Here is a 19,441-nt window from a genome sequence, read left to right as displayed (position 1 = left end):
CATCTCGCGAAGCCGGCGAGAGCGGAATCCAGCTTCGCGTCGTTCAGGCGCGGACTTCGATCTCGTGGCCGCCGACCGCCGGCAACGATGCGTCGTCGCCGGCCGCGGCAATCACGCTGTCGAGCAGGCCCGGGAAACGGCGGTCGAGATCGTCACGGCGCAGCGTGATCAGCCGGCTGGTGCCAACCGCCTCGGTCCGGGTGACGCCGGCCTCGCGCAGCTTGGCCAAATGGTAGCTCAGATTGGTCTTCGAGCAGAGATCGAGGAACCGGCTGCAATTCAGCGGCACACCCTCCTTGCTGGCGAGATAGCGCACGATGGCCAACCGCGTGGGGTCGCCGAGCACGGCAAGCACGTTCGGCAGGCTGATCTGGTCGGCGGTGGGATGGGGCAAGGTCATGCCCAGGAATTAAGCACATTCGGAGCCGATTTCAACGCATCTCCTCTCGTGGCTGATGGACACATAGTTTCGTCCCGTCGCTCCGTCCTGACACCGGGCTGTCAGGATGGTTCGGCTATTTTGCAGTGGCTTTATTGACATCATGCCCTGTTATGTCCAATTGTTCAATAACCTTTGAACTAAGGAAATTGCCATGGATAAGCGCCTCATCTGGCTTGCGCTCGGATCGTTCACGATTTCGACCGAAGGTTTCGTCATCTCCAGCCTTTTGCCCGACATTGCAAAGGATGCCGCCATCTCCGTTCCGCTCGCCGGCACGCTGATTACGGCGTTTGCGCTCGCCTATGCGATCGGCACGCCGATCCTGGCAACGCTGACCGGCGAATGGGATCGTCGCCGCGTCATTCTGTGGACACTGGTGTTCTTCGTTTTGGGCAACGTCGCCGCGGCGCTGAGCTCCTCCTTCGAATTGCTGTTGATCGCGCGCATCGTCATGGCGCTGTCGTCAGGCTTGTTCGCGGCGACCGCACAGGGAACGGCCGTTGCGCTTGTCGACGACCATCATCGCGCCCGCGCCATTGCCGTGGTCGTCGGCGGCACCACCGTTGCGGTCGCGGTCGGCGCGCCGCTTGGCGCGCTTGTTGCGACGGTCGCCGGCTGGCGCGGCACATTCTTTGCCATTGCCGGCCTTGGCGCCCTCGCCGGCGCGATCCTGTGGTATCGGCTGCCGCGCGGCATCGTCGGCACCAGGCTGCCGCTCCGGATGCGGCTGGCAGCGGCACTCCGCCCCGGCGTCATGCCTATCCTGGTGACGACGATCCTGGCACTGATCGGCGCCTTCACCGTCTTTGCCTTTGTCGCGCCGCTCGCCATCGAAGGCGGCGGACTAAACCCGATCGCGCTTCCCGGAATGCTGCTCGCCTTCGGCGTTGGCGCGGTCATCGGCAATATCGGCGGCGGGCAGGCCGCCGACCGTTTCGGCGCGACGCGCACCGTCTGCTGGTCGCTGGCGCTGAGTGCCACCATGCTGGTCACGTTTTCGCTGATCCCGATGTTCCTGCCGCGCGAGATCGCCGGGCCGGCGCTGATGGCCATGATGGTGCCGTGGGGCATCGTCGGCTGGGCATTCCCGCCGGCGCAGGCCAGCCGTATCATCAAGCTGGCGCCCGATGCCGCGCCCATCGTGCTGTCGCTGAACGCTTCGGCACTCTATCTCGGCGTCGCACTGGGTGCGGTGGTTGGCGCCGCGGTGCTGCGCTACGGCGCACCGGCCGACCTCGGCGTGGTCGCGGCGGCATTCCCGATCATTGGTCTGGGCGTGGTGCTGGCGGGCCATCTGGCGGCGCGTCCGGTGGCGATGCCGGCCGAATAAGGCTGTCAGTGGAGCTTGGCTGCCGGCCGCCGATAGTTCAAATCGCGGCCGGCGGTGCGTCAAGATCCAACGCGGCGATTTCGTCCAGCGCCGCTCGCAGGCTTGCCGCCTGCTCCTTTCCAAACATCTCCTCGAAGCGCTGCTGAGCAACTTGCCACAGCTTCAGCGCTTCTTCGAGCTTGGTCCGGCCCTGCGGTGTCAGCCTGACGCGCCTGATGCGGCGGTCGGCAGGGTCGGCGAAGGCCTCGACATAACCGTCTCGGATCAGCGGCTTCAGCGTATGACCGAGGGCGGACAGGTCCATGACAAGGGCTGCAGCGATAGCACCCATCGCCGGTTCGTCGCCGACGTGGATTTGATAGAGCAGGCCCTGCTGCGTGGCTTTAATGCCGGAGGGCGCGAGCACATCGTCATAGAACTGGCCGAGTTTCCGCGTCGCGCGGCGCAGCATGGCGTTGTTGCAAAGCAGCAGGCCGGGCAGGGTGGTTTGGGACATTGGCGGATTTCCGATGAAGGGACCGGAAGGGACCCTCGATGCAAACCAGAAATAGTCCTTGCTCCACGGATTGACAAGATGATGGTATATGCCTACGTTCCAATAGTGGCATATACCATTAATTGATCTGCCGGTCGAAGCAGGAATGTTGCCCTGCGGCACTGGCATTTGGAATCGAACCAGAAGGAACAAGACAATGAGCAATCAGGACAAAGGCACGGCGGTCGTCACCGGCGCCTCTTCCGGCATCGGCGCGGTCTATGCGGACCGGCTCGCCGGCCAAGGTTATGATCTGGTGCTGGTGGCGCGGCGCGCCGACCGGCTGGAGGAATTGGCCGGCAAGCTGCGCGCCGAATACGGCCGCAAGGTCAACGTGATCAGCGCCGATCTCGCCGACGACGGCGATCTGCGACGGGTCGAGCAGGCGATATCAACCGACGACAGCGTGACGTTGCTGGTCAACAATGCCGGCCTTGGCGGTGCGCAGGTGGTGGCAACGGCCGACGCCGATGTGGCCGAGCGCATGATCAAGGTCAATGTCGTGGCATTGACTCGTTTGACCCGCGCGGTCCTGCCGGAGCTGCTGGCGCGCAACCGCGGCGCCATCGTCAACATCGCCTCGGTGCTGGCCTTCGATACCTCGTTCGGCGGCATTTACAGCGGCACCAAGGCCTATGTCGTCAACTTCACCGAGGCCCTGCAGCAGGAAGTCGCCGATAGCAAGGTCGCCATACAGGTCGTGCTGCCGGGGGCTACGCGGACCGAGTTCTGGGAAGTCGCCGGAAGCGATATTGCCAACCTGCCGGCAGAGATCGTCATGACTGCCGACGATCTGGTCGATGCAGCGCTTGCCGGCCTGGCCAAGGGCGAAACCGTCACCGCGCCCGGGCTCTCCGACCCGGCTGGGTTGGAAACCTATCTTGGTGCGCGGCAAGGTTTCTTCGGCAGCCTGCTGGCCGGCAAACCGGCCGCACGCTACGCTGCCTGAATTAACTGGTCTTACGCTGTCCGCCACATCGGAATGATCGAGGCGGCCAGCAGCAGGCCAAGCACGGCGTTGAGCATGCGCCACTGCCGCTCGGTTCGCAGCAACCGGGCGAGCAACGTGCCGGCCACGCACCACGCCGCCAGCGATAGGGCCGCGGCAAGACCGAAGACCGTGCCGAGCAGCAAGGCGAGCTGCAGCGGCCCGTTGGCGAGCGCGGCAAAAGATGCTGCCGCTCCCAACCCCATGGCCCAGCCCTTTGGGTTCATCCATTGCAGGCCGGCGCCCCCGAAAAAGCTGTTCGGCTTTGTCATGCCCACGTCCAGATTGGGCGGACCGCTGCGGCCGATCTTGAGGGCAAGCCACACCAGATAGAGGGTACCGGCCATTTTCATTGCCAATTGCAGCGATGGAGCGGCGGCCAGCAGACCGGCGAGCCCAGCAGCACCTGCCGCAGCCACCGTGGCCAGGCCGGCCGCACTCCCGGCCATCAGCGGGATAGAGCGGCGAAAGCCGAACTGCGCGCCGGACGCCGTCGACAAGGTCGTGGCAATGCCGGGCGTTGAGGTTGAGACCAGCGCGAACAGGACGAGGGGAAGGACGGTTTCAAACATGCTGCTTCCTTTGAAGCCTGCACGGTAGGCTGTTTGGCCCATCAGTAAATGCAATGTTTGCTATGATCTGCATTAGCAAATATAATGGCAAGATGCTCCGTAACCTCGACACTGCCCTGGTTCGAACCTTCGTCACCGTTGCCGACAAGGCCAGCATGACGGCGGCGGCCAACGCGCTGCATTTGACGCAAGGTGCCGTCAGCCAGCAGATTAAGCGTTTGGAAGAGCTTCTCGGCTGCAGCCTGTTCGACCGCGATCGGCGCGGATTGCGATTGACCCGCTCCGGCGAACGATTGTTCGGCAAGGGCAAGCGCCTGCTTTCCCTCAATGACGAGATCGTGGCGGAGATGGCGGGCGATGCGGTTGCCGGTAAGGTGCGGCTCGGCGTGCCGTACGACCTTGTCGGCACCTTGCTTGCGCCGGTGCTGAAGGCCTATGCCGAGGCCTATCCGCAGGTCGAGATCTCGCTTGTCTGTGCTTCGTCGCCAGAGTTGGCCGCAGCCTTGGCGACCGGCACGATAGAGCTCGCGGTGATCGAGGAGCCGATCGGCCGGTCGGCCGGCGAATGCCTTGTTGTCGACCGGCTGGTCTGGGTCGGCGCCAAAGGCGGCGCCGCCCGCGGCAAGCGGCCCTTGCCGGTTTCGATGGTCGCCGAGACCTGCGCGTTCCGCCCGGTGGTGCTGGAGGCGCTTGACGAGCATGGGCTGGAATGGCGCACCGTATTCGAAAACGGCAGCATCGACGCGACGACGGCGACGGTGCGTTCGGACTTGGCCGTCACCACCTGGTTGGCGTCGACGGTGCCTGCCGACCTCGACATTTTGGCCAACGATCCGGAGCTGCCGTCATTGCCGAATTTTTCGATCAATCTGCATTTGCCGAAGCACGGAGTCGCGCCGGCTGCACTGGCATTCGCGGGCCACCTCCGCGATGGGTTGGCACGCCGACGAGAGGCGGCTTAAAAAACAACAAAAAGGGCGGCCAGTGTTCAGCCGTCCTTGATCGCCCGCAGGATCTACTTCCAGTTCTTGCGCCGCTCGATCTCCGCTTCGGACGGCTGCTCCGTGGCAAAGGACCCGGTCTTGATCTCGCCGGAGCGTTCATAGCTCGCCATGAGGACGCCGGTGGTCGATGTCTGCGAACGGGTCAGCTTGAACGCGGCAGGTATCGTGCCGCTGCCGAACAATTTTTTGCCCTTGCCCAGCACCAGCGGGAAAATCAGCAGGCTGATCTCGTCGATCAGGTCATTGGCGAGCAAGGTCTGGATCAGCTCGCTCGATCCCTGAATGAGCAGGTCCGGGCCGTCCTCCTGCTTCATCCGGCGCAACGTCGCCACGACATCGCCGCCGAGCGGCTGGCTATTTTGCCAGGACAGCGTATCCGGCCTGTGCGTCGCCACATATTTGGTGACGGCGTTGAAGCTGTCGGCGATCGGGTCATTCTTCTGATAAGGCCAGTGGGCGGCGAAGATGTCGTAGGTCTTGCGGCCGAGAAGCAGCGCGAACGGTTTTGAAAACGTCTCGCCCATCGCGGCGCCCATCACGTCGTCCCAGTAGTGAAACGTCCAGCCGCCGAATTTGAAGCCCCCGACAGGGTCCTCTTGCGGGCCGCCGGGCGCTTGCATGACGCCGTCGAGGCTGACGAATGTTGCGGCGATGATCTTCCTCATTGGAGCTTCCTTTCCCTGATCCGTGCCGTCATGGCCGGAGTTCGAGCCAAGGACGGGCGAACGGGCATTTATCCGACAGCGGCCGGCAAATTTCCAGGGTTGGAAGGGCGGATGACTGCCGACCTTGTTGCATCGGCTTGGAGAAGAGAAACGCTCAGCCCAGACCGACGACCGTATCGTAGAGCAGCTTGAAGTTGAGCACCAGGATGAGCCCAGCGACCACCCAGGCCAGCACGGCAACAGCGCGGGAAATGGCGAAATTGCCCATCTTGCGCTTGTCCGAGACGAACTGCACCAGCGGTACGACAGCGAAGGGAAGCTGCATCGACAGGATTACCTGGCTGAAGACCAGCAACTGGCCGGTTCCCTTCTCGCCATAGAGCGCAGTGACCACCACCACCGGGACGATGGCGATGCCGCGCGTCAGCAGGCGGCGCGCCCATTGCGGGATGCGCAGACGCAGGAACCCTTCCATCACGATCTGGCCGGCGAGCGTCGCCGTCACCGTCGAGTTCAGGCCGGAGGCAAGCAGCGCTACGGCAAACAGAATGGAAGCGATGCCGAGGCCGAGCAGCGGCGACAGAAGCTCGAAGGCCTGGCCGATCTCGGCAACGTCATGATGACCGGTGCCGTGGAACGCCACCGCCGACACGATCAGGATGGAGGCATTGACGAACAGCGCCAGTATCAGCGCGATGGTCGAGTCGGTCGTCGCCCATTTGATAGCGTCGCGCTTGCCGCGATCGGTGCGCTCGTAGGCGCGGGTCTGCACGATCGAGGAGTGCAGATAGAGATTGTGCGGCATCACCGTGGCACCGATGATGCCGATGGCGATGTAAAGCATGGCCGGATTGGTGACGATCTCGGACGATGGCACGAACATCGCATGCAGGATGGAGCCGACCGGCGGGGCGGCGGCAAAGATCTGGATGGCGAAGCAGCCGAAGATGATGATCAAAAGCGCTATGATGAAGGCCTCGAGGAAACGGAAGCCCTTGTTCATCAGCAACAGCAGCAGGAAGGCATCGAGCGCGGTGATGATGGCGCCGCCGATCAGCGGAATGCCGAACAGCAGTTGCAAGGCGATCGCCGTGCCAATGACCTCGGCGAGGTCGCAGGCGATGATGGCCAATTCGCAAGCGACCCAAAGCATGAAATTGACCGGACGCGGATAATAGGCGCGGCACGCCTGTGCAAGGTCGCGGCCAGTGGCGATGCCAAGCCTGGCGGCGAGCGCCTGCAGCAGGATCGCCATCAGGTTCGACAACATGATGATGAACAGCAGCGTGTAGCCGAACTGAGCCCCACCGGCGAGGTCGGTCGCCCAATTACCAGGATCCATGTAGCCGACCGAAACCATGTAGCCCGGCCCCATGAAGGCGAACAGCCGGCGAAGCCAAATCCCCGAGTGCGGCACGGCGATCGTGGCGTTGACTTCGCGAAGGCTGGGCTGCTCGCCGTCCTCCGGGCGGGCAAATCGCCACATGGACCGGGGGGCTGAGGTGGCTTCGGCTTCCGACATGAACTGGCTTTCCACAGGAGCGATCGATATTCTGTCCTTATTTATGCCACGGCTGAACATTATGCAATATGCTATATTTCATTGTCTGAGCTTTTTCGTGCAACCGCTTGGCCGTGCGGCCGGAACGGCGGTGAACGCCGGTTGCGCCGGCCACCGAATGGAAATAAACGGCCAGAACCAATAGGGTTCTGTGCTATGACTGCAATGCCGATTCAAACTGCCGGGAGGAGCGCGTATTGGCGCTGAAGAAAAGACCGGTTCCTCGCGAAAAGCCGCTGCCTGATGCAGAAATTCACTCGGAAGGCTTCCGGCAGACGCGTGAAGCGCGCCGCAGCGCGCTGGTCGAGGATTATGTCGAGCTCATCGCCGACCTGATCGAGGACGGCAACGAGGCGCGCCAGGTCGACATCGCGGCACGGCTCGGCGTCGCCCAGCCGACGGTGGCGAAAATGCTGACGCGGCTGTGCGCCGACGGGCTGGTCTCCCGGAAACCCTATCGTGGCGTGTTCCTGACCGATGCCGGCCGCAAGGTTGCGGAAGAGAGCCGCATTCGCCACCAGACGGTCGAGGCCTTCCTGCGCTCGCTCGGGGTCAGCGCCGAGACGGCGCGCATCGACGCCGAGGGCATCGAGCATCATGTCAGCGCCGAGACGCTCGAAGCCTTTCGCAAGGCAATAATCGCCGCCCGCTGAAAAGCACGGCCAGCGCATCTCGTCGCGCCACTCGCTTCCCACGAGCAGGGTGAGCGGCACAGACCTTGCGATGTCTCGGCCAGACCAGACAAGCGTCAGCAAGCATTGCTTGTTCGCACGAAAAATACTGTGACTTGGCGTAACCGTTGAGATAATTGTTGTCGTGTCCGATCGGACCGGGACACGGCCCGATCAGCCGGAAAATTGCATAAACGGGGGTTGCCATGCTCTGGAAGGGCCGTCGTCAGAGTGACAATGTCGAGGACGAGCGCGGCCAGAGCGGCGGGCTTGGTGGCGGGCCGGGGCAGTTTCGCATCCCGATCGGCGGTCGCGCCGGCGGCGGCGGCATGTCGGGCATCATCATCGTAGGGTTGATTTTCCTGGCAGGGTGGTATTTCGGCTTCGACCCGAGCCAGATCCTCGATAACAGCGGCTTGCAGCCCGGCGGCGGCGAGATCACCGACAATAGCGGCGAGCAAGGCGGCGGTACCGGTGCGCCCGCGTCCGACGAGATGAAGCAGTTCGTATCGACCGTGCTGGCCGAGACCGAGGATACCTGGACCGGTATTTTCCAGTCCGAGGGCCTGACCTATCAAGATCCAAAACTGGTCCTGTTTAGCGGCCGGATCGGCTCCGCTTGCGGTTCTGCCTCGTCAGCGGCCGGACCATTCTACTGTCCCAACGATCGCAAGGTCTATCTCGACACCACCTTCTTCCAGCAGCTCGATCAGCAGTTCGGCGCGTCCGGCGATTTCGCACAGGCCTATGTGATCGCGCATGAGGTCGGCCATCACGTGCAGAACCTCGTCGGCATCCTGCCCAAATTCAATCAGATGCGGCAGAATATGAGCGAAGCCGACACCAACCACATGTCGGTGCAGGTCGAGCTGCAGGCCGACTGCTTTGCCGGCATCTGGGCACATTTCACCGGTCAGAAGGGCATCTTGGAACAGGGCGACATGGCGGAGGCACTGAACGCCGCCAAGCAGATCGGCGATGACACGCTGCAGAAGAAGATGCAGGGCTACGTCGTGCCGGAAAGCTTCAACCACGGCACGTCGCAGCAGCGGCAGACCTGGCTGGCGCGGGGCTTCCAGAACGGCAAGCTATCGGACTGCGACACGTTCAACAATCCGATCTGAGCCGACGGCTTTCTCGTAATCCGAGACTGGATCGCAGTCAGGGGATGTCAGGACGAAAACACTCTGCCTGTTCCCTCATTGTTCCCAGCGATGTGCTCGCCTATAAGGTGTGTTCCCGTTCGCTCGGGCGGCCCGAGGAGATACCATCATGATAGACCCTAAAACCGCCAGGCGGGGCCTTGCGCTTGTTTTCACCACCCTGCTGCTCGACGTCATCGGCTTCGGCATTATTATGCCGGTGCTGCCGGCCTATCTCAGGGAATTGACCGGCGTCGGCATCAGTGAGGCGGCTATCGAGGGCGGCTGGCTGTTCTTCGTCTATGCGGCGATGCAGTTCGTTTTCGCACCAGTGATGGGCGGGTTGAGCGACCGGTTCGGACGGCGGCCTATCCTGCTTGCCTCGGTGCTGACGTTCGCTATCGACAACCTGATCTGCGCTATCGCCTGGTCCTATCCGATGCTGTTCATCGGCCGCGTGCTGGCCGGCGTTTCCGGCGCCAGCTATTCCACGACATCGGCGTTTATCGCCGACATCTCGACCGACGAAAACCGTGCGAAGAATTTCGGGCTGCTCGGCATCGCTTTCGGCGTCGGCTTCGTCATAGGGCCGGTTCTGGGCGGGTTGCTCGGCACGTTCGGGCCACGTGTGCCGTTCTATTTCGCTGCCGGGCTTGCTTTCGCAAACTTTCTGATCGCGCTGTTTCTGTTGCCGGAAACGCTTGATAACAAGCACCGTCGCCGCTTCGAGTGGAAACGCGCGAACCCGGTCGGCACTCTCGTCCAGATGCGCAACTACGAAGGCATCGGCTGGATTGGACTTGTCTTCTTTCTGATGACGCTTGGGCACATGATGTATCCCGCCGTCTGGTCGTTCGTCTCCAGTTATCGCTATGGCTGGAGCGAACAACAGATCGGCTTCTCGCTCGGCGCCTTCGGCCTGTGCGGGGCGATCGTCATGGCGACAGTCCTGCCGCGCGTGATCCCTAAGCTTGGCGAGTGGAAGACGGCGGTAGTCGGTCTGGCATTTACCGCACTCAGCGCCTTCGGCTACGCCTTCGCGTCACAAGGCTGGATGTTCTACGCGGTGATCGTCGTCGGATGTCTCGAGGCGTTGGCCGACCCGCCGCTCAGAAGCCTGGCGGCCGCCAAGGTGCCACCTTCCGCCCAGGGCGAACTCCAGGGCGCGATGACGTCGATCTTCTCGATCACCTCGATCATCACACCGCTGCTTTATACGGCGATCTTTTCCTGGTTCACGGGGCCGAGCGCGCCCGTGGTTTTCGGCGGTGCCCCGTATCTGCTCGGCGCGATTTTCCTCACGCTGGCGCTCGTCGTCTTCGTAAGCAGGGTGGCCAAGCCGACGCCGAAGGAAGTCAAACGCATGCACGCGCAGGAAGCGGTGACGGACGGGGCTTGATCGGCGCCGGGAGCCCGGCCGGCGCCGTCAGTCAAATCCGTTTTTACGCAATGCGCTAGACACGCTCGGCCAGTGCCGGCTCGCCGCGCTTTTCGCGGATGAGATTGACGAAGCGGCGAAACAGATAGTGCGAATCCTGCGGGCCGGGCGAGGCTTCGGGATGATGCTGGACCGAGAAGACCGGCCTGCCGGTGAGCGCAATGCCGCAATTCGAACCGTCGAACAGCGAGACATGGGTTTCCTCGACGCCGCTCGGCAATGAGTCGGCGTCGACGGCAAAGCCATGGTTCATCGAGACGATCTCGACCTTGCCGGTGGTGTGGTCCTTGACCGGATGGTTGGCGCCGTGGTGGCCCTGATGCATTTTTGCAGTCTTGCCGCCGAGCGCCAGCGCCAGCATCTGGTGGCCGAGGCAGATGCCGAACAGAGGGATATCGGTTTTCAACAGGTCCTGGATGACCGGAACGGCGTAGCCGCCGGTGGCTTCGGGATCGCCAGGGCCGTTGGATAGAAAAATGCCGTCGGGCCGCATCGCCAGGATCTCCTCGGCGCCGGTTTTTGCCGGCACCACGGTGACCTTGGCGCCGAGGCCGGCCAGCAGGCGCAATATGTTGCGCTTGACGCCGTAGTCGACGGCAACGACGTGCATCGACGGATCAGCCTGTTCGCCAAAGCCCTCGTTCCAGACCCAGGGCGTCTCGCGCCAGACCGAGGACTGGCCGGAGGTGACCTCCTTGGCGAGATCAAGCCCGATAAGCCCCGACCATGCGGCGGCGCGGCGCTTGAGGTCATCGACGTCGAAGATACCGTCGGGCGCGTGCGCGATGACGGCGTTGGGCATACCCTTTTCGCGGATCAGCGCGGTCAGTGCCCGCGTGTCGATGCCTGAAAGCGCGACGATGCCGCGCTTCTTCAGCCACTGGTCGAGACCGGTTCCGGCGCGGTAATTCGACGGGTTGGTGACATCGGCCTTGAACACGGCGCCGACGGCGCCGGCGCGGGCCAGCGGGTTGAGGTCCTCGATGTCTTCGTCATTGGTGCCGATGTTGCCGATATGCGGAAAGGTGAAGGTGACGATCTGACCGGCGTAGGACGGGTCGGTGAGGATTTCCTGATAGCCTGTCAGTGCAGTGTTGAAGCAGACTTCGGCGACGGCGGAGCCGGTGGCGCCAAGGCCGTGGCTCTCGATGACCGTGCCGTCGGCCAGCACCAGCAAGGCTGTCGGCTTCTCGGCGGCCCAGGGGGCGGTCATCGTTGCCATCGCGGCACTCCTAAAAGGCTGCGCCTTTCACTCGGCGCAGCAAAAGGCGCGCAGCAGCGATTTTCATAGCCTCCGCGCGCAACCAGACTTGGTTCATGCAAGGCCCAGTACATAGGGGAAGGCGCCAAGGCGGTCAATGATGCCGCGCCGTGCGAGCCTGAATTTATTTCGTCGAATAATATCAGCGGTTTGCCGGGCGCTATCGAGTTTGCCTTGAGCTATCGGCACGACTATTGTCCGCCGCATTCGAAGGAGAAAGCACCATGCGAGGAAAAATCGCCGAATCCCTGAAGAGCGCGATGAAGGCGCAGGACAAGCGTCGGCTGCCCACATTGCGGCTGATCCAGGCGGCCATTCACGACCGCGACATCGCCAATCGCGGCGCCGGCAAGGAGCCGGCCAGTGACGACGAGATCCTGCAGATCCTGGCCAAGATGGTGAAGCAGCGCGAGGAATCGGCCAAGGCGTTCGATGACGGCAAGCGGCCGGAGCTTGCCGCGCAGGAGCGCGACGAGATGGCCATCATTCGCGACTTCCTGCCGACGCAACTGGGCCAGGCCGAGACGGAAAGCGCCGTCCGTTCCGCCATCGCCGAGACCGGCGCCAGCGGTGTCAAGGACATGGGCAAGGTGATGGCAGCGCTCAAGGAGAAATATGCCGGGCAGATGGATTTTTCCAAGGCGAGCGGCATCGTCAAGAGCCTGCTTCAGTAAGCTGCGGAAGGGCCTTGCCGTCGCGCCCGCAATCCGGCAAAAGCTCGCGCCCGTGATCGAACTCGTCAAACCGGCGTTTGAACACCTGCCGTCCTACAAGGCGGCCCTCGAGCGCGGCTGGTCGCCGGACAATGTGCGGCTGCTCGACGCCACGCGCGAGCAGCTTGCGGCTATTGAAAAGGATCCTGCGACTTTCCTAGCCGATCTCGACGATCCTGACGGCAAGGGACCGCCGATTGCCTTGCCGGACGGTTCGACGGTGCCGCGGCTGCCCGGATTCCGGCGCTGGATCTGGGACGGGGAGGTCGCAGGCTCGATCGGCTTGCGCTGGCAACCCGGCACCGCGGCGCTGCCGTCGCACGTGCTCGGTCACATCGGCTATGCGGTGGTGCCGTGGAAGCAGGGGCGCGGCTATGCGACCGAGGCGCTGCGGCTGATGCTGGTGGAGGCGAGGGCGGTTGGCCTGCCCTTCGTCGAAATCACCTGCAAGCCACACAATGTGCCCTCGCAGAAGGTCGTTCTGGCCAATGGCGGCCGGCTCGTCGGGCGTTTCTTCGAGGATGCTTCCTACGGCGGTGCGGAAAGCCTGCGCTACCGGATTGATCTATAGCCCTATTCGGCGGCAGCCGGCAGCGGCGGCGCAGCCCGGCTGCGCCATTCCCAGACATGCGAGGCAAGCGCAACCGCGACGGCGACCAGCATGGCGATCGCGCCAACCACCGCCAGGCTGCGATAGCCATAGCCGGCATTGAGCATCGCCGCGCCGAGCGATGCGGCGAGCGCGATGCCGACATTGAAGCCCGACGGAATGAGTGACGAGGCAAGGTTGGAGGCATCCGCGGTCCAGGTCAGTATGCGGGTCTGGATCGGCGTGCCGATGGCGAAGTTGAGGCCGCCCCAGACGAAGATCGCCATCACCATCGGCAGTGGGTAAGGGCTGACGGCGTAGATCAAGGCGAGCATTGCCGCCTGCAGGAAAAGCATGGCGATAAGCGACGGCATCAGCTTCCAGTCGGCGAGCCGCCCGCCGACGAAGACGCCGATCGTTGCGCCGACCCCATTGAGCAGGAGCACCCAAGGTATCCATTTCTCGTCGAGGCCGGTGATCTCGAGCAGCGTCGGCGTGATGTAGGTGAACAGGCCGAACTGGCCGATCATCAGCATCAGCATGATAATGAGCGAGGTCCAGACCTGCTGGCGTGCGAGCACGCGGACCTCGCTGCCAAGGCTCGCCGACGGGCTCGACGATCCCGTCTTGCGCGGCAGCAAAGCGCCGATGGCCGCGAAGGCCACCACGCCGAGGCCACACATCACCCAGAATGTCGCGCGCCATCCCCAGATGTTGCCGATTGCCGTGCCGGCCGGAACGCCGATGACATTCGATACGGTGAGGCCGGACAGGATCAGCGCCACCGCCATGCCGCGCTGGTCTTCGCGCACCAGGCCGACGGCCACCACCATGGCAACGCCGAAATAGGCGCCGTGCGCCACGGCCACGGCTATCCGCAACAGCAGCATCGAGGCGAAGTCGGGCGCCAGCGCGCAGGCGGCTTGGCCGATGGTGAAGGCTGCAGTCAGTCCAAGCAGCAGGGCCTTGCGGGAGAACCTTTTGGTAGCGAGCGCCAGCAGCGGGCCGCCGGCTGCAATGCCGCCGGCATAGCCGGACACGAGATAACCGGCGGTCGGGATCGCGACGCCAAGGCCACCGGCCACCTGCGGCAGCACGCCGGCGATGACGAATTCGGTGGTGCCGAAGGCGAAGGCGGCAATGAACAGGGCAATGAGGGGGAGCATGGCGGAAAGGCGATCCTCGGATAAGGTCGCCTCAAACCACGGATGAGGGCAGCGGGCAATCCAGAAATTGTCGACGCCGCTTTAGCTTTTCTTGATCGCCGGTCAGGCGCCCGCCGCGGAGGCAAGAGCTAGGCGGCTGCCTTCCTCCCGTAAGGAATTTTCAGCCACGCCCGTTCGTGAAGATAGTAGAGCAGCGACTTGGTGACGACCTCGGTCAGGCCGATGGCCGCGGCGAGCTTGATGCTTCCCGTCACAACGAGCGAAATGATCATCGTGTCGATGGTACCGGTGATGCGCCAGGAAAGCGCTTTGGCGAAGCTGCGCGAATGGGTATCCATCGACTTTCCTCCCCGTAGATATTGGACGACCCTTTAGCCGACAGACGGGAAGCGGCGCAAAGATAATTTTTGCGCCTTGGCCCACTGCAATTTTCATAGGCGATGTCCTGAAGCAACCCGGCCTGTGGACGCAATCTATCCGGCCTTCAGCCGCGAACCGGTGAGCAGGCCGCGCTCTTCAAGCACGGGATAGGCCATCGAGGCGAGCAGCGAGTTAATCTGCTTGAGGTCGCGAATGGTGTCGAGATGGATGGAACTGGTCTCGACACTCTTGGCGGTGCCGTCGCGCAGCCGCACGAAATGGCTCTGGCTGGTTTCCTTCTCGCGGTCGCGCAGCCGGTCCTTTTCCAGTACCAACTGGCGAGCGGTCTCCGGATCGCGGGATACCAGCACGTTGAAGGCTAGCCTGGCATTGGCAAGCACCAGAGCATGGAAGGCGCAAAGCTCGCGCCAGCCTTCCGGCGTGAACTCCAGTCCGCGCTCGAATTTCTTCTTCACGTGGACCAGCATGTTGCGCACGATGATGTCGCCGACCTGCTCCAGCTTGACGCAGGCGCCAATCAACTCCTGGCAACGCAGGGCCTCGTCCTCGCTCAGCGGGTTCTTGGTGACCTTGGCCAGATAGAGCTTGATCGCCGCGTGCTTCCTGTCGACACGATCGTCGAGCGCGGCCAGCGCGCCGATCTTGTCGGCATCGGCGCTCTCATAGAGCTCGATGATCCGTTTCAGCATGATCTCGACCGTCTCGCAGACCCGCACCACCTCGCGGGTGGCGTTGGCCAATGCCTGGCTGGGCACGTCGAGCGCACTTTCGTTGAGCGCCGAAAGCTCGACGACGTCGAGCGCATTGGCGGGCTGCGGCTTGGTGCCCAACGCCACGATCTTTTCCGAGGCGCGATAGACCAGGCTCGCCAGCGGCAGGCCGGCGATCAGGATCAGGATGTTGAAGACGATGTGGGCATTGACGATCTGCTCGGGCACAGTGCTTCCCAAGAAGGCGACCGGCGGCTTGAACGTCAGGAACAGGATCAGCATGATCAGCGAGCCCATGCCGCGCATCAGGAGATTGCCGATTGGCACGATACGAACGCCGGGTTCTGCGTTGCGGGTTAGAAGCGGCGCGATGATCGAAGAGCCGAGATTGACGCCGAGCACCAGCACGATACCGAGTTCGGGCGGGATGAAGCCGCGGCCGGCCAGCGTCACCATCAGCAGCACCGCGGCGATCGAGGAATGGAACAGCCAGGTGACCAACGCCGCCAGAAGATAGGCGGTGACCGGATCGCCGGAGAAGTAGTCGACGATGAGCGGCATCAGCGTGCTCTGGCGCAGCGGCTCCGACGCCTGGCCGATCATCTCCAGCGACAGAAGCAGCAGGCCGATGCCGACCAGGATGCGGCCGAACTGGCGCCAGTCGCGCCGCTCGGTGGCCATGAACATGACGGTGCCGGCGACCAGGCAGACCGGCACCAGCAGCGACAGATCGAAGGTAAGCAGCTTGACCACGAGCGCCGAGCCGATCTCGGCGCCGCGCACCGCAAGCTGGCCCGACATGCCGCTGACGATGCCGGAGCCGGCGAATGAGCCGACCAGCAAGGTGACGGCGGTCGAGCTTTGCAGTGCGACCGCCAGGCCGCAGCCGGCCAGAACCGCCATCAACGGATTGCGCATGGTGGCGCGCAGCTTGTGACGCAGCACATCGCCATAGGCGCGCTCGACGCCGGTCTTCACCAGACGGGTGGCAAACAGCATCAGTGCCACCGCACCGGCAAGGTGCAGCAAAACGACTGAGCCACTCATGCCCGGCCCCGCAACGCGACAGGTGCCAGCGACGCGGGCGCGGTGAAGTCAAAGGGGCGAAAGTGGGCGCGAATCGTGGACATTGCAGAGGTTGATGTTACTCCGATTTATTTTAGCCGAATAATAAATTTTGCCCGGCTCGGACGCCTGTTGCCACGCGACGGGGCGTGTCGGAAATGGATGGCTGGCAAAATGGTTGCATTGCCGGCTGGGCTGCGGAGGGTCACGCAGCCCAGGCGGAGTGATCGCTTTAAAGGTAGTACTCAATTAGGCGGCCTAAATATAAGTAATCATTACGAAAACGTAATCTGTGTGTTCAGTTTCGGTTCATCCTTCCGGCTCTATTCCGTAGGCATCGACAACCAAGGAGTACCCGCCATGAAACGCATCGTTCTTTCCGCCATTGCCTTCTCGATGCTGGCTGCAACCACCTTGCAGGGCCAGGCTGCACCTCTGAACACACCAAACGCGCCGCAGTCGAACTACAGCCAGGTCGACTGGCAAAAGCCCGGCAGGCATGTCGAGGTGAACAAGCATGTCGACGTGAACAAGCGCGTCATAGTGAAGAAGAAGGTCGTGGTGAAGCGCAGCCATTGGCGCAACGGCCAGAGATATTCGAGCTGGAAACGTCACCAGCCGATCCGCGACTATCGCCACTATGGCCTGCGCCGTCCGGGTCCCGGCCAGGAATGGATACGGGTCGGCAACGACTATCTGCTGGTCAGCGTTCTCTCCGGGCTGATCTTCGGCGCCATCGCCGCGCAGTGAGCCCGGAACGGCTGACGGGCGCTGCGTCGGGCTTAGATCGAGACGGCGGCCCGCGGGCCGCCTTCTCTTTTTGGCCTGTGAAAACCGGGTATGTTCACCATTAGGAGTCGTCGGGCTTCGCCCGTGTGATTATATGGAAGCCAAACGAGCTGTCCCCCCATGCGCTTTCCGCCTGCTTTCCTTGACGAGATCCGCGACCGCGTACCGATTTCTTCGGTGATCGGCCAGCGCGTCGCGTGGGACAGGAAGAAGACCAACGCGCCGCGCGGCGATTATTGGGCGTGCTGTCCGTTCCACGGCGAGAAGAGCCCGTCCTTCCATTGCGAGGACAAGAAGGGCCGCTACCACTGTTTCGGCTGCTCGGTTTCGGGCGACCATTTCAAGTTCTTGACCGAACTCGATGGGATGAGCTTTCCCGAGGCCGTCGAGAAGATCGCCGACATGGCCGGCGTGCCGATGCCGGTTCGCGACGCCGATGAGGAGCGGCGCGAAAAGGAACGCGCCAGCCTGACCGACGTCATGGAGATGGCGACGGTGTTCTTCCAGGAACGGCTGCAGGGACCGGAAGGGGCAAAGGCCCGCGCCTATCTGCGCGACCGGGGGCTGACACCGACGACGCAGCAGTCTTTTCGCCTCGGCTATGCCCCCGACAGCCGCAATGCGCTGAAGGAGCATCTTGCCGCCAAGGGTGTCCCCAAGGCCGACATCGAGGCGTGCGGGCTGGTGCGCCATGGCGACGACGTCCCGGTTTCCTACGATTGGTTCCGCGACCGCATCATGTTCCCGATCCCGGATTCCAGGGGCAAGATCATCGCCTTCGGCGGGCGGGCACTGGCGCCGGATGCGCTGGCCAAATACATGAACTCGCCCGATACGGAGCTCTTCCACAAGGGCAACGTTCTCTACAATTTCGCCCGTGCGCGCCAAACGCTCGGAAAGGGGGCGCTGGGAAAGGGCGGCACGGTCATTGCTGTCGAAGGTTATATGGATGTGATCGCGCTGGCGCAGGCCGGCTTCGAAAACGTGGTGGCGCCGCTCGGCACCGCATTGACTGAAAACCAGCTCGAACTTCTATGGCGCATGGCTGGCGAGCCGGTGCTGTGCTTCGACGGCGACCAGGCCGGGTTGAAGGCAGCGTGGCGCGCCGCCGACATGGCGCTGCCGGCGGTCCAGGCGGGCCGCTCCGTGCGCTTCGCCCTGCTGCCGGAGGGCAAGGATCCCGACGATCTGGTCAAGGGTGACGGACCGGATGCGTTCCGCGCCGTGCTTTCCGAGGCGCGGCCGCTGGCCGACCTCTTGTGGATGCGCGAGACGGCCGGCGGCATCTTCGACACGCCGGAACGGCGGGCGGAACTCGAAAAGACGCTGCGCGAACTGACCAGCCGCATCCGCGACGAGAGCCTTCGCTATCACTACCAACAGGAAATGCGCGAGCGGGTACAGAGCTTCTTCGGGACCCAGCGCGGACGCCAGGGACGTCAGGACGGACGGTCCGGGGAGCGCTTCCCGGGCAGGGTCTCAGCACCCGGCGGACAGTTTGCACGTGGCGGCGGTGCCGGTGGGCGCACCGCGATCACCGAAAGCCTCGGCCGCTCGGCGCTGGTCAAACGCGGCGGCGAGGGCATGTCGGTGCGCGAGGCGACGATCATTGCGGCCCTCGTCAACCATCCCGTGCTGATCGACGAGAATTTCGCCCATGTCGAGTTCCTCGATCTCGCCAACTCCGATCTGAAGCGGCTGCATGCGGCCATCCTCGACGCCATGGCGCACGATATGGCCAACAACCGCGAGGCTGTAATCGCGACGATCGAGCGGGCCGGCTGCGGTGAGATCTGGCAGCGCGCGGTGGCGCTGATCAAACGTGCGCGGCAATGGCCGGCGCTGGAAACGGCAGCACTCGACGATGCTCGCGATGCGTTCAGCCAGGCTCTCCACTTGCAGCGCAGCGCGCGCACCTTACATAAGGAGCTGAAGCAGGCGGAAGCAGCGCTCGCCAGCGATCCCACGGACGAGAACTACCGGCACCTGGTCGAAATCCAGGCGCAATTTCGTGATGTGCAGGCAACGGAAGCGCTGATCGAAGGGTTTGGCGTATCATCGGGCAGGGCTGGGCGCGTCTAGATCGAAGCCTCCAGAAGACTGAAATGTAAGGACGTGCTTGCACGTTGAATCAAGCGTGCGGTGCTCTAAGTCGGGTAATTGATTCGCTTTTTTCATGCGAATCATGCGAGAGGCGCTTGACCTTCCGGCAGAATGGCGGAATCAGGTCGATTCGAAACGTTAACCCGCCCCGGCATCGACGGGAATGCAGCGATGTAAGGTACTGATCACTGGACAGGCAGTCAGCTTGCCACAGATATCAGGGTTAATCTGGACTTAACGAGAGATGCAGTTACTGGCCCGGTAAAGCGCGTTCTGGAAGGAGCGCATCCAATTTGACCGGACCGGCAGCGTACGC

20 protein-coding genes are annotated in these 19,441 nt (G+C 63.2%); 11 read left to right on the top strand and 9 right to left on the bottom strand.

Annotation, left to right across the window (positions count from 1 at the left end):
• Window positions 1-43: 43 nt before the first annotated feature.
• Window positions 44-400, bottom strand: coding sequence for an ArsR/SmtB family transcription factor (locus AC0L2X_RS26745; RefSeq protein WP_023719360.1), 357 nt, complete (start codon window positions 398-400; stop codon window positions 44-46).
• Between the two features lie 193 nt (window positions 401-593).
• Here AC0L2X_RS26745 and AC0L2X_RS26740 point away from each other — a divergent pair, with 193 nt between their 5' ends.
• Entirely contained in the window at window positions 594-1,772 is a 1,179-nt protein-coding gene (locus AC0L2X_RS26740) for an MFS transporter (protein WP_473559402.1), read from the top strand.
• A gap of 37 nt (window positions 1,773-1,809) precedes the next feature.
• Here the strand turns inward: AC0L2X_RS26740 and AC0L2X_RS26735 are convergent, their stop codons facing one another.
• On the bottom strand, window positions 1,810-2,268 hold the full coding sequence (locus AC0L2X_RS26735; RefSeq protein WP_473559404.1) for a MarR family winged helix-turn-helix transcriptional regulator: 459 nt from the start codon (window positions 2,266-2,268) through the stop codon (window positions 1,810-1,812).
• A gap of 196 nt (window positions 2,269-2,464) precedes the next feature.
• On the opposite strand from AC0L2X_RS26735, the gene AC0L2X_RS26730 reads away from it, so the two are divergent.
• On the top strand, window positions 2,465-3,256 hold the full coding sequence (locus AC0L2X_RS26730; RefSeq protein ID WP_473559406.1) for an SDR family NAD(P)-dependent oxidoreductase: 792 nt from the start codon (window positions 2,465-2,467) through the stop codon (window positions 3,254-3,256).
• A gap of 11 nt (window positions 3,257-3,267) precedes the next feature.
• Here AC0L2X_RS26730 and AC0L2X_RS26725 read toward each other — a convergent pair whose 3' ends face one another.
• Window positions 3,268-3,867 (bottom strand): LysE family translocator, encoded by a 600-nt coding sequence (locus tag AC0L2X_RS26725; protein ID WP_473559408.1) that lies wholly within the window; start codon window positions 3,865-3,867, stop codon window positions 3,268-3,270.
• 92 nt (window positions 3,868-3,959) lie between these two features.
• Here AC0L2X_RS26725 and AC0L2X_RS26720 point away from each other — a divergent pair, with 92 nt between their 5' ends.
• Window positions 3,960-4,829 carry a LysR family transcriptional regulator gene (locus tag AC0L2X_RS26720; protein WP_473559410.1) on the top strand — a complete coding sequence of 290 codons (870 nt, stop codon included), beginning with the start codon at window positions 3,960-3,962 and terminating at the stop codon, window positions 4,827-4,829.
• A gap of 53 nt (window positions 4,830-4,882) precedes the next feature.
• Here AC0L2X_RS26720 and AC0L2X_RS26715 read toward each other — a convergent pair whose 3' ends face one another.
• Window positions 4,883-5,536, bottom strand: coding sequence for a dihydrofolate reductase family protein (locus AC0L2X_RS26715; RefSeq protein WP_473559412.1), 654 nt, complete (start codon window positions 5,534-5,536; stop codon window positions 4,883-4,885).
• 154 nt (window positions 5,537-5,690) lie between these two features.
• On the bottom strand, window positions 5,691-7,058 hold the full coding sequence (locus AC0L2X_RS26710; RefSeq protein WP_352466717.1) for an Nramp family divalent metal transporter: 1,368 nt from the start codon (window positions 7,056-7,058) through the stop codon (window positions 5,691-5,693).
• Here AC0L2X_RS26710 and AC0L2X_RS26705 point away from each other — a divergent pair.
• The 4 genes from AC0L2X_RS26705 (at window position 7,057) to AC0L2X_RS26690 (ending at window position 10,309) form a co-directional block, all read left to right on the top strand.
• Complete coding sequence (locus AC0L2X_RS26705) at window positions 7,057-7,242, top strand: hypothetical protein (protein ID WP_352491509.1); 186 nt, start codon at window positions 7,057-7,059, stop codon at window positions 7,240-7,242. The genes AC0L2X_RS26710 and AC0L2X_RS26705 overlap by 2 nt on opposite strands.
• Before the next feature lie 52 nt (window positions 7,243-7,294).
• The gene (gene mntR / locus AC0L2X_RS26700) at window positions 7,295-7,750 is read left to right on the top strand and encodes a manganese-binding transcriptional regulator MntR (RefSeq protein WP_023678308.1); all 456 of its coding nucleotides are present in this window, start codon (window positions 7,295-7,297) and stop codon (window positions 7,748-7,750) included.
• Window positions 7,751-7,974: 224 nt separating this feature from the next.
• Window positions 7,975-8,892 carry a KPN_02809 family neutral zinc metallopeptidase gene (ypfJ, locus tag AC0L2X_RS26695; RefSeq protein ID WP_352491508.1) on the top strand — a complete coding sequence of 306 codons (918 nt, stop codon included), beginning with the start codon at window positions 7,975-7,977 and terminating at the stop codon, window positions 8,890-8,892.
• A 148-nt stretch (window positions 8,893-9,040) separates the two neighbouring features.
• Window positions 9,041-10,309, top strand: a complete 1,269-nt coding sequence (locus AC0L2X_RS26690; protein ID WP_473600644.1) for a TCR/Tet family MFS transporter — start codon at window positions 9,041-9,043, stop codon at window positions 10,307-10,309.
• Between the two features lie 55 nt (window positions 10,310-10,364).
• Here the strand turns inward: AC0L2X_RS26690 and carA are convergent, their stop codons facing one another.
• The gene (carA, locus tag AC0L2X_RS26685; RefSeq protein WP_473559417.1) at window positions 10,365-11,570 is read right to left on the bottom strand and encodes a glutamine-hydrolyzing carbamoyl-phosphate synthase small subunit; all 1,206 of its coding nucleotides are present in this window, start codon (window positions 11,568-11,570) and stop codon (window positions 10,365-10,367) included.
• Window positions 11,571-11,833: 263 nt separating this feature from the next.
• Here carA and AC0L2X_RS26680 point away from each other — a divergent pair, with 263 nt between their 5' ends.
• Window positions 11,834-12,283, top strand: coding sequence for a GatB/YqeY domain-containing protein (locus tag AC0L2X_RS26680; RefSeq protein WP_023678304.1), 450 nt, complete (start codon window positions 11,834-11,836; stop codon window positions 12,281-12,283).
• A 52-nt stretch (window positions 12,284-12,335) separates the two neighbouring features.
• Entirely contained in the window at window positions 12,336-12,893 is a 558-nt protein-coding gene (locus AC0L2X_RS26675; protein ID WP_473559419.1) for a GNAT family N-acetyltransferase, read from the top strand.
• A gap of 2 nt (window positions 12,894-12,895) precedes the next feature.
• Here the strand turns inward: AC0L2X_RS26675 and AC0L2X_RS26670 are convergent, their stop codons facing one another.
• The 3 genes from AC0L2X_RS26670 to AC0L2X_RS26660 all read right to left on the bottom strand — a co-directional run bounded on the left by AC0L2X_RS26670 (window position 12,896) and on the right by AC0L2X_RS26660 (window position 16,215).
• Window positions 12,896-14,077, bottom strand: a complete 1,182-nt coding sequence (locus tag AC0L2X_RS26670) for an MFS transporter (RefSeq protein WP_473559421.1) — start codon at window positions 14,075-14,077, stop codon at window positions 12,896-12,898.
• A 128-nt stretch (window positions 14,078-14,205) separates the two neighbouring features.
• A complete protein-coding gene (locus AC0L2X_RS26665; protein ID WP_292658743.1) occupies window positions 14,206-14,415 on the bottom strand; it encodes a DUF2061 domain-containing protein in 210 nt (69 codons plus the stop codon).
• A gap of 135 nt (window positions 14,416-14,550) precedes the next feature.
• A complete protein-coding gene (locus tag AC0L2X_RS26660) occupies window positions 14,551-16,215 on the bottom strand; it encodes a Na/Pi cotransporter family protein (RefSeq protein WP_473559424.1) in 1,665 nt (554 codons plus the stop codon).
• A gap of 378 nt (window positions 16,216-16,593) precedes the next feature.
• Here AC0L2X_RS26660 and AC0L2X_RS26655 point away from each other — a divergent pair, with 378 nt between their 5' ends.
• Window positions 16,594-16,983, top strand: coding sequence for an RcnB family protein (locus AC0L2X_RS26655; RefSeq protein ID WP_352669659.1), 390 nt, complete (start codon window positions 16,594-16,596; stop codon window positions 16,981-16,983).
• Between the two features lie 159 nt (window positions 16,984-17,142).
• Entirely contained in the window at window positions 17,143-19,104 is a 1,962-nt protein-coding gene (gene dnaG, locus AC0L2X_RS26650) for a DNA primase (protein WP_473559426.1), read from the top strand.
• Window positions 19,105-19,441: the final 337 nt, after the last annotated feature.

The organism is Mesorhizobium sp. WSM4828 (genome assembly GCF_055811175.1).
Note: the sequence above shows the minus strand (reverse complement) of the source record. Positions and strands in the feature narration are given on the sequence as shown.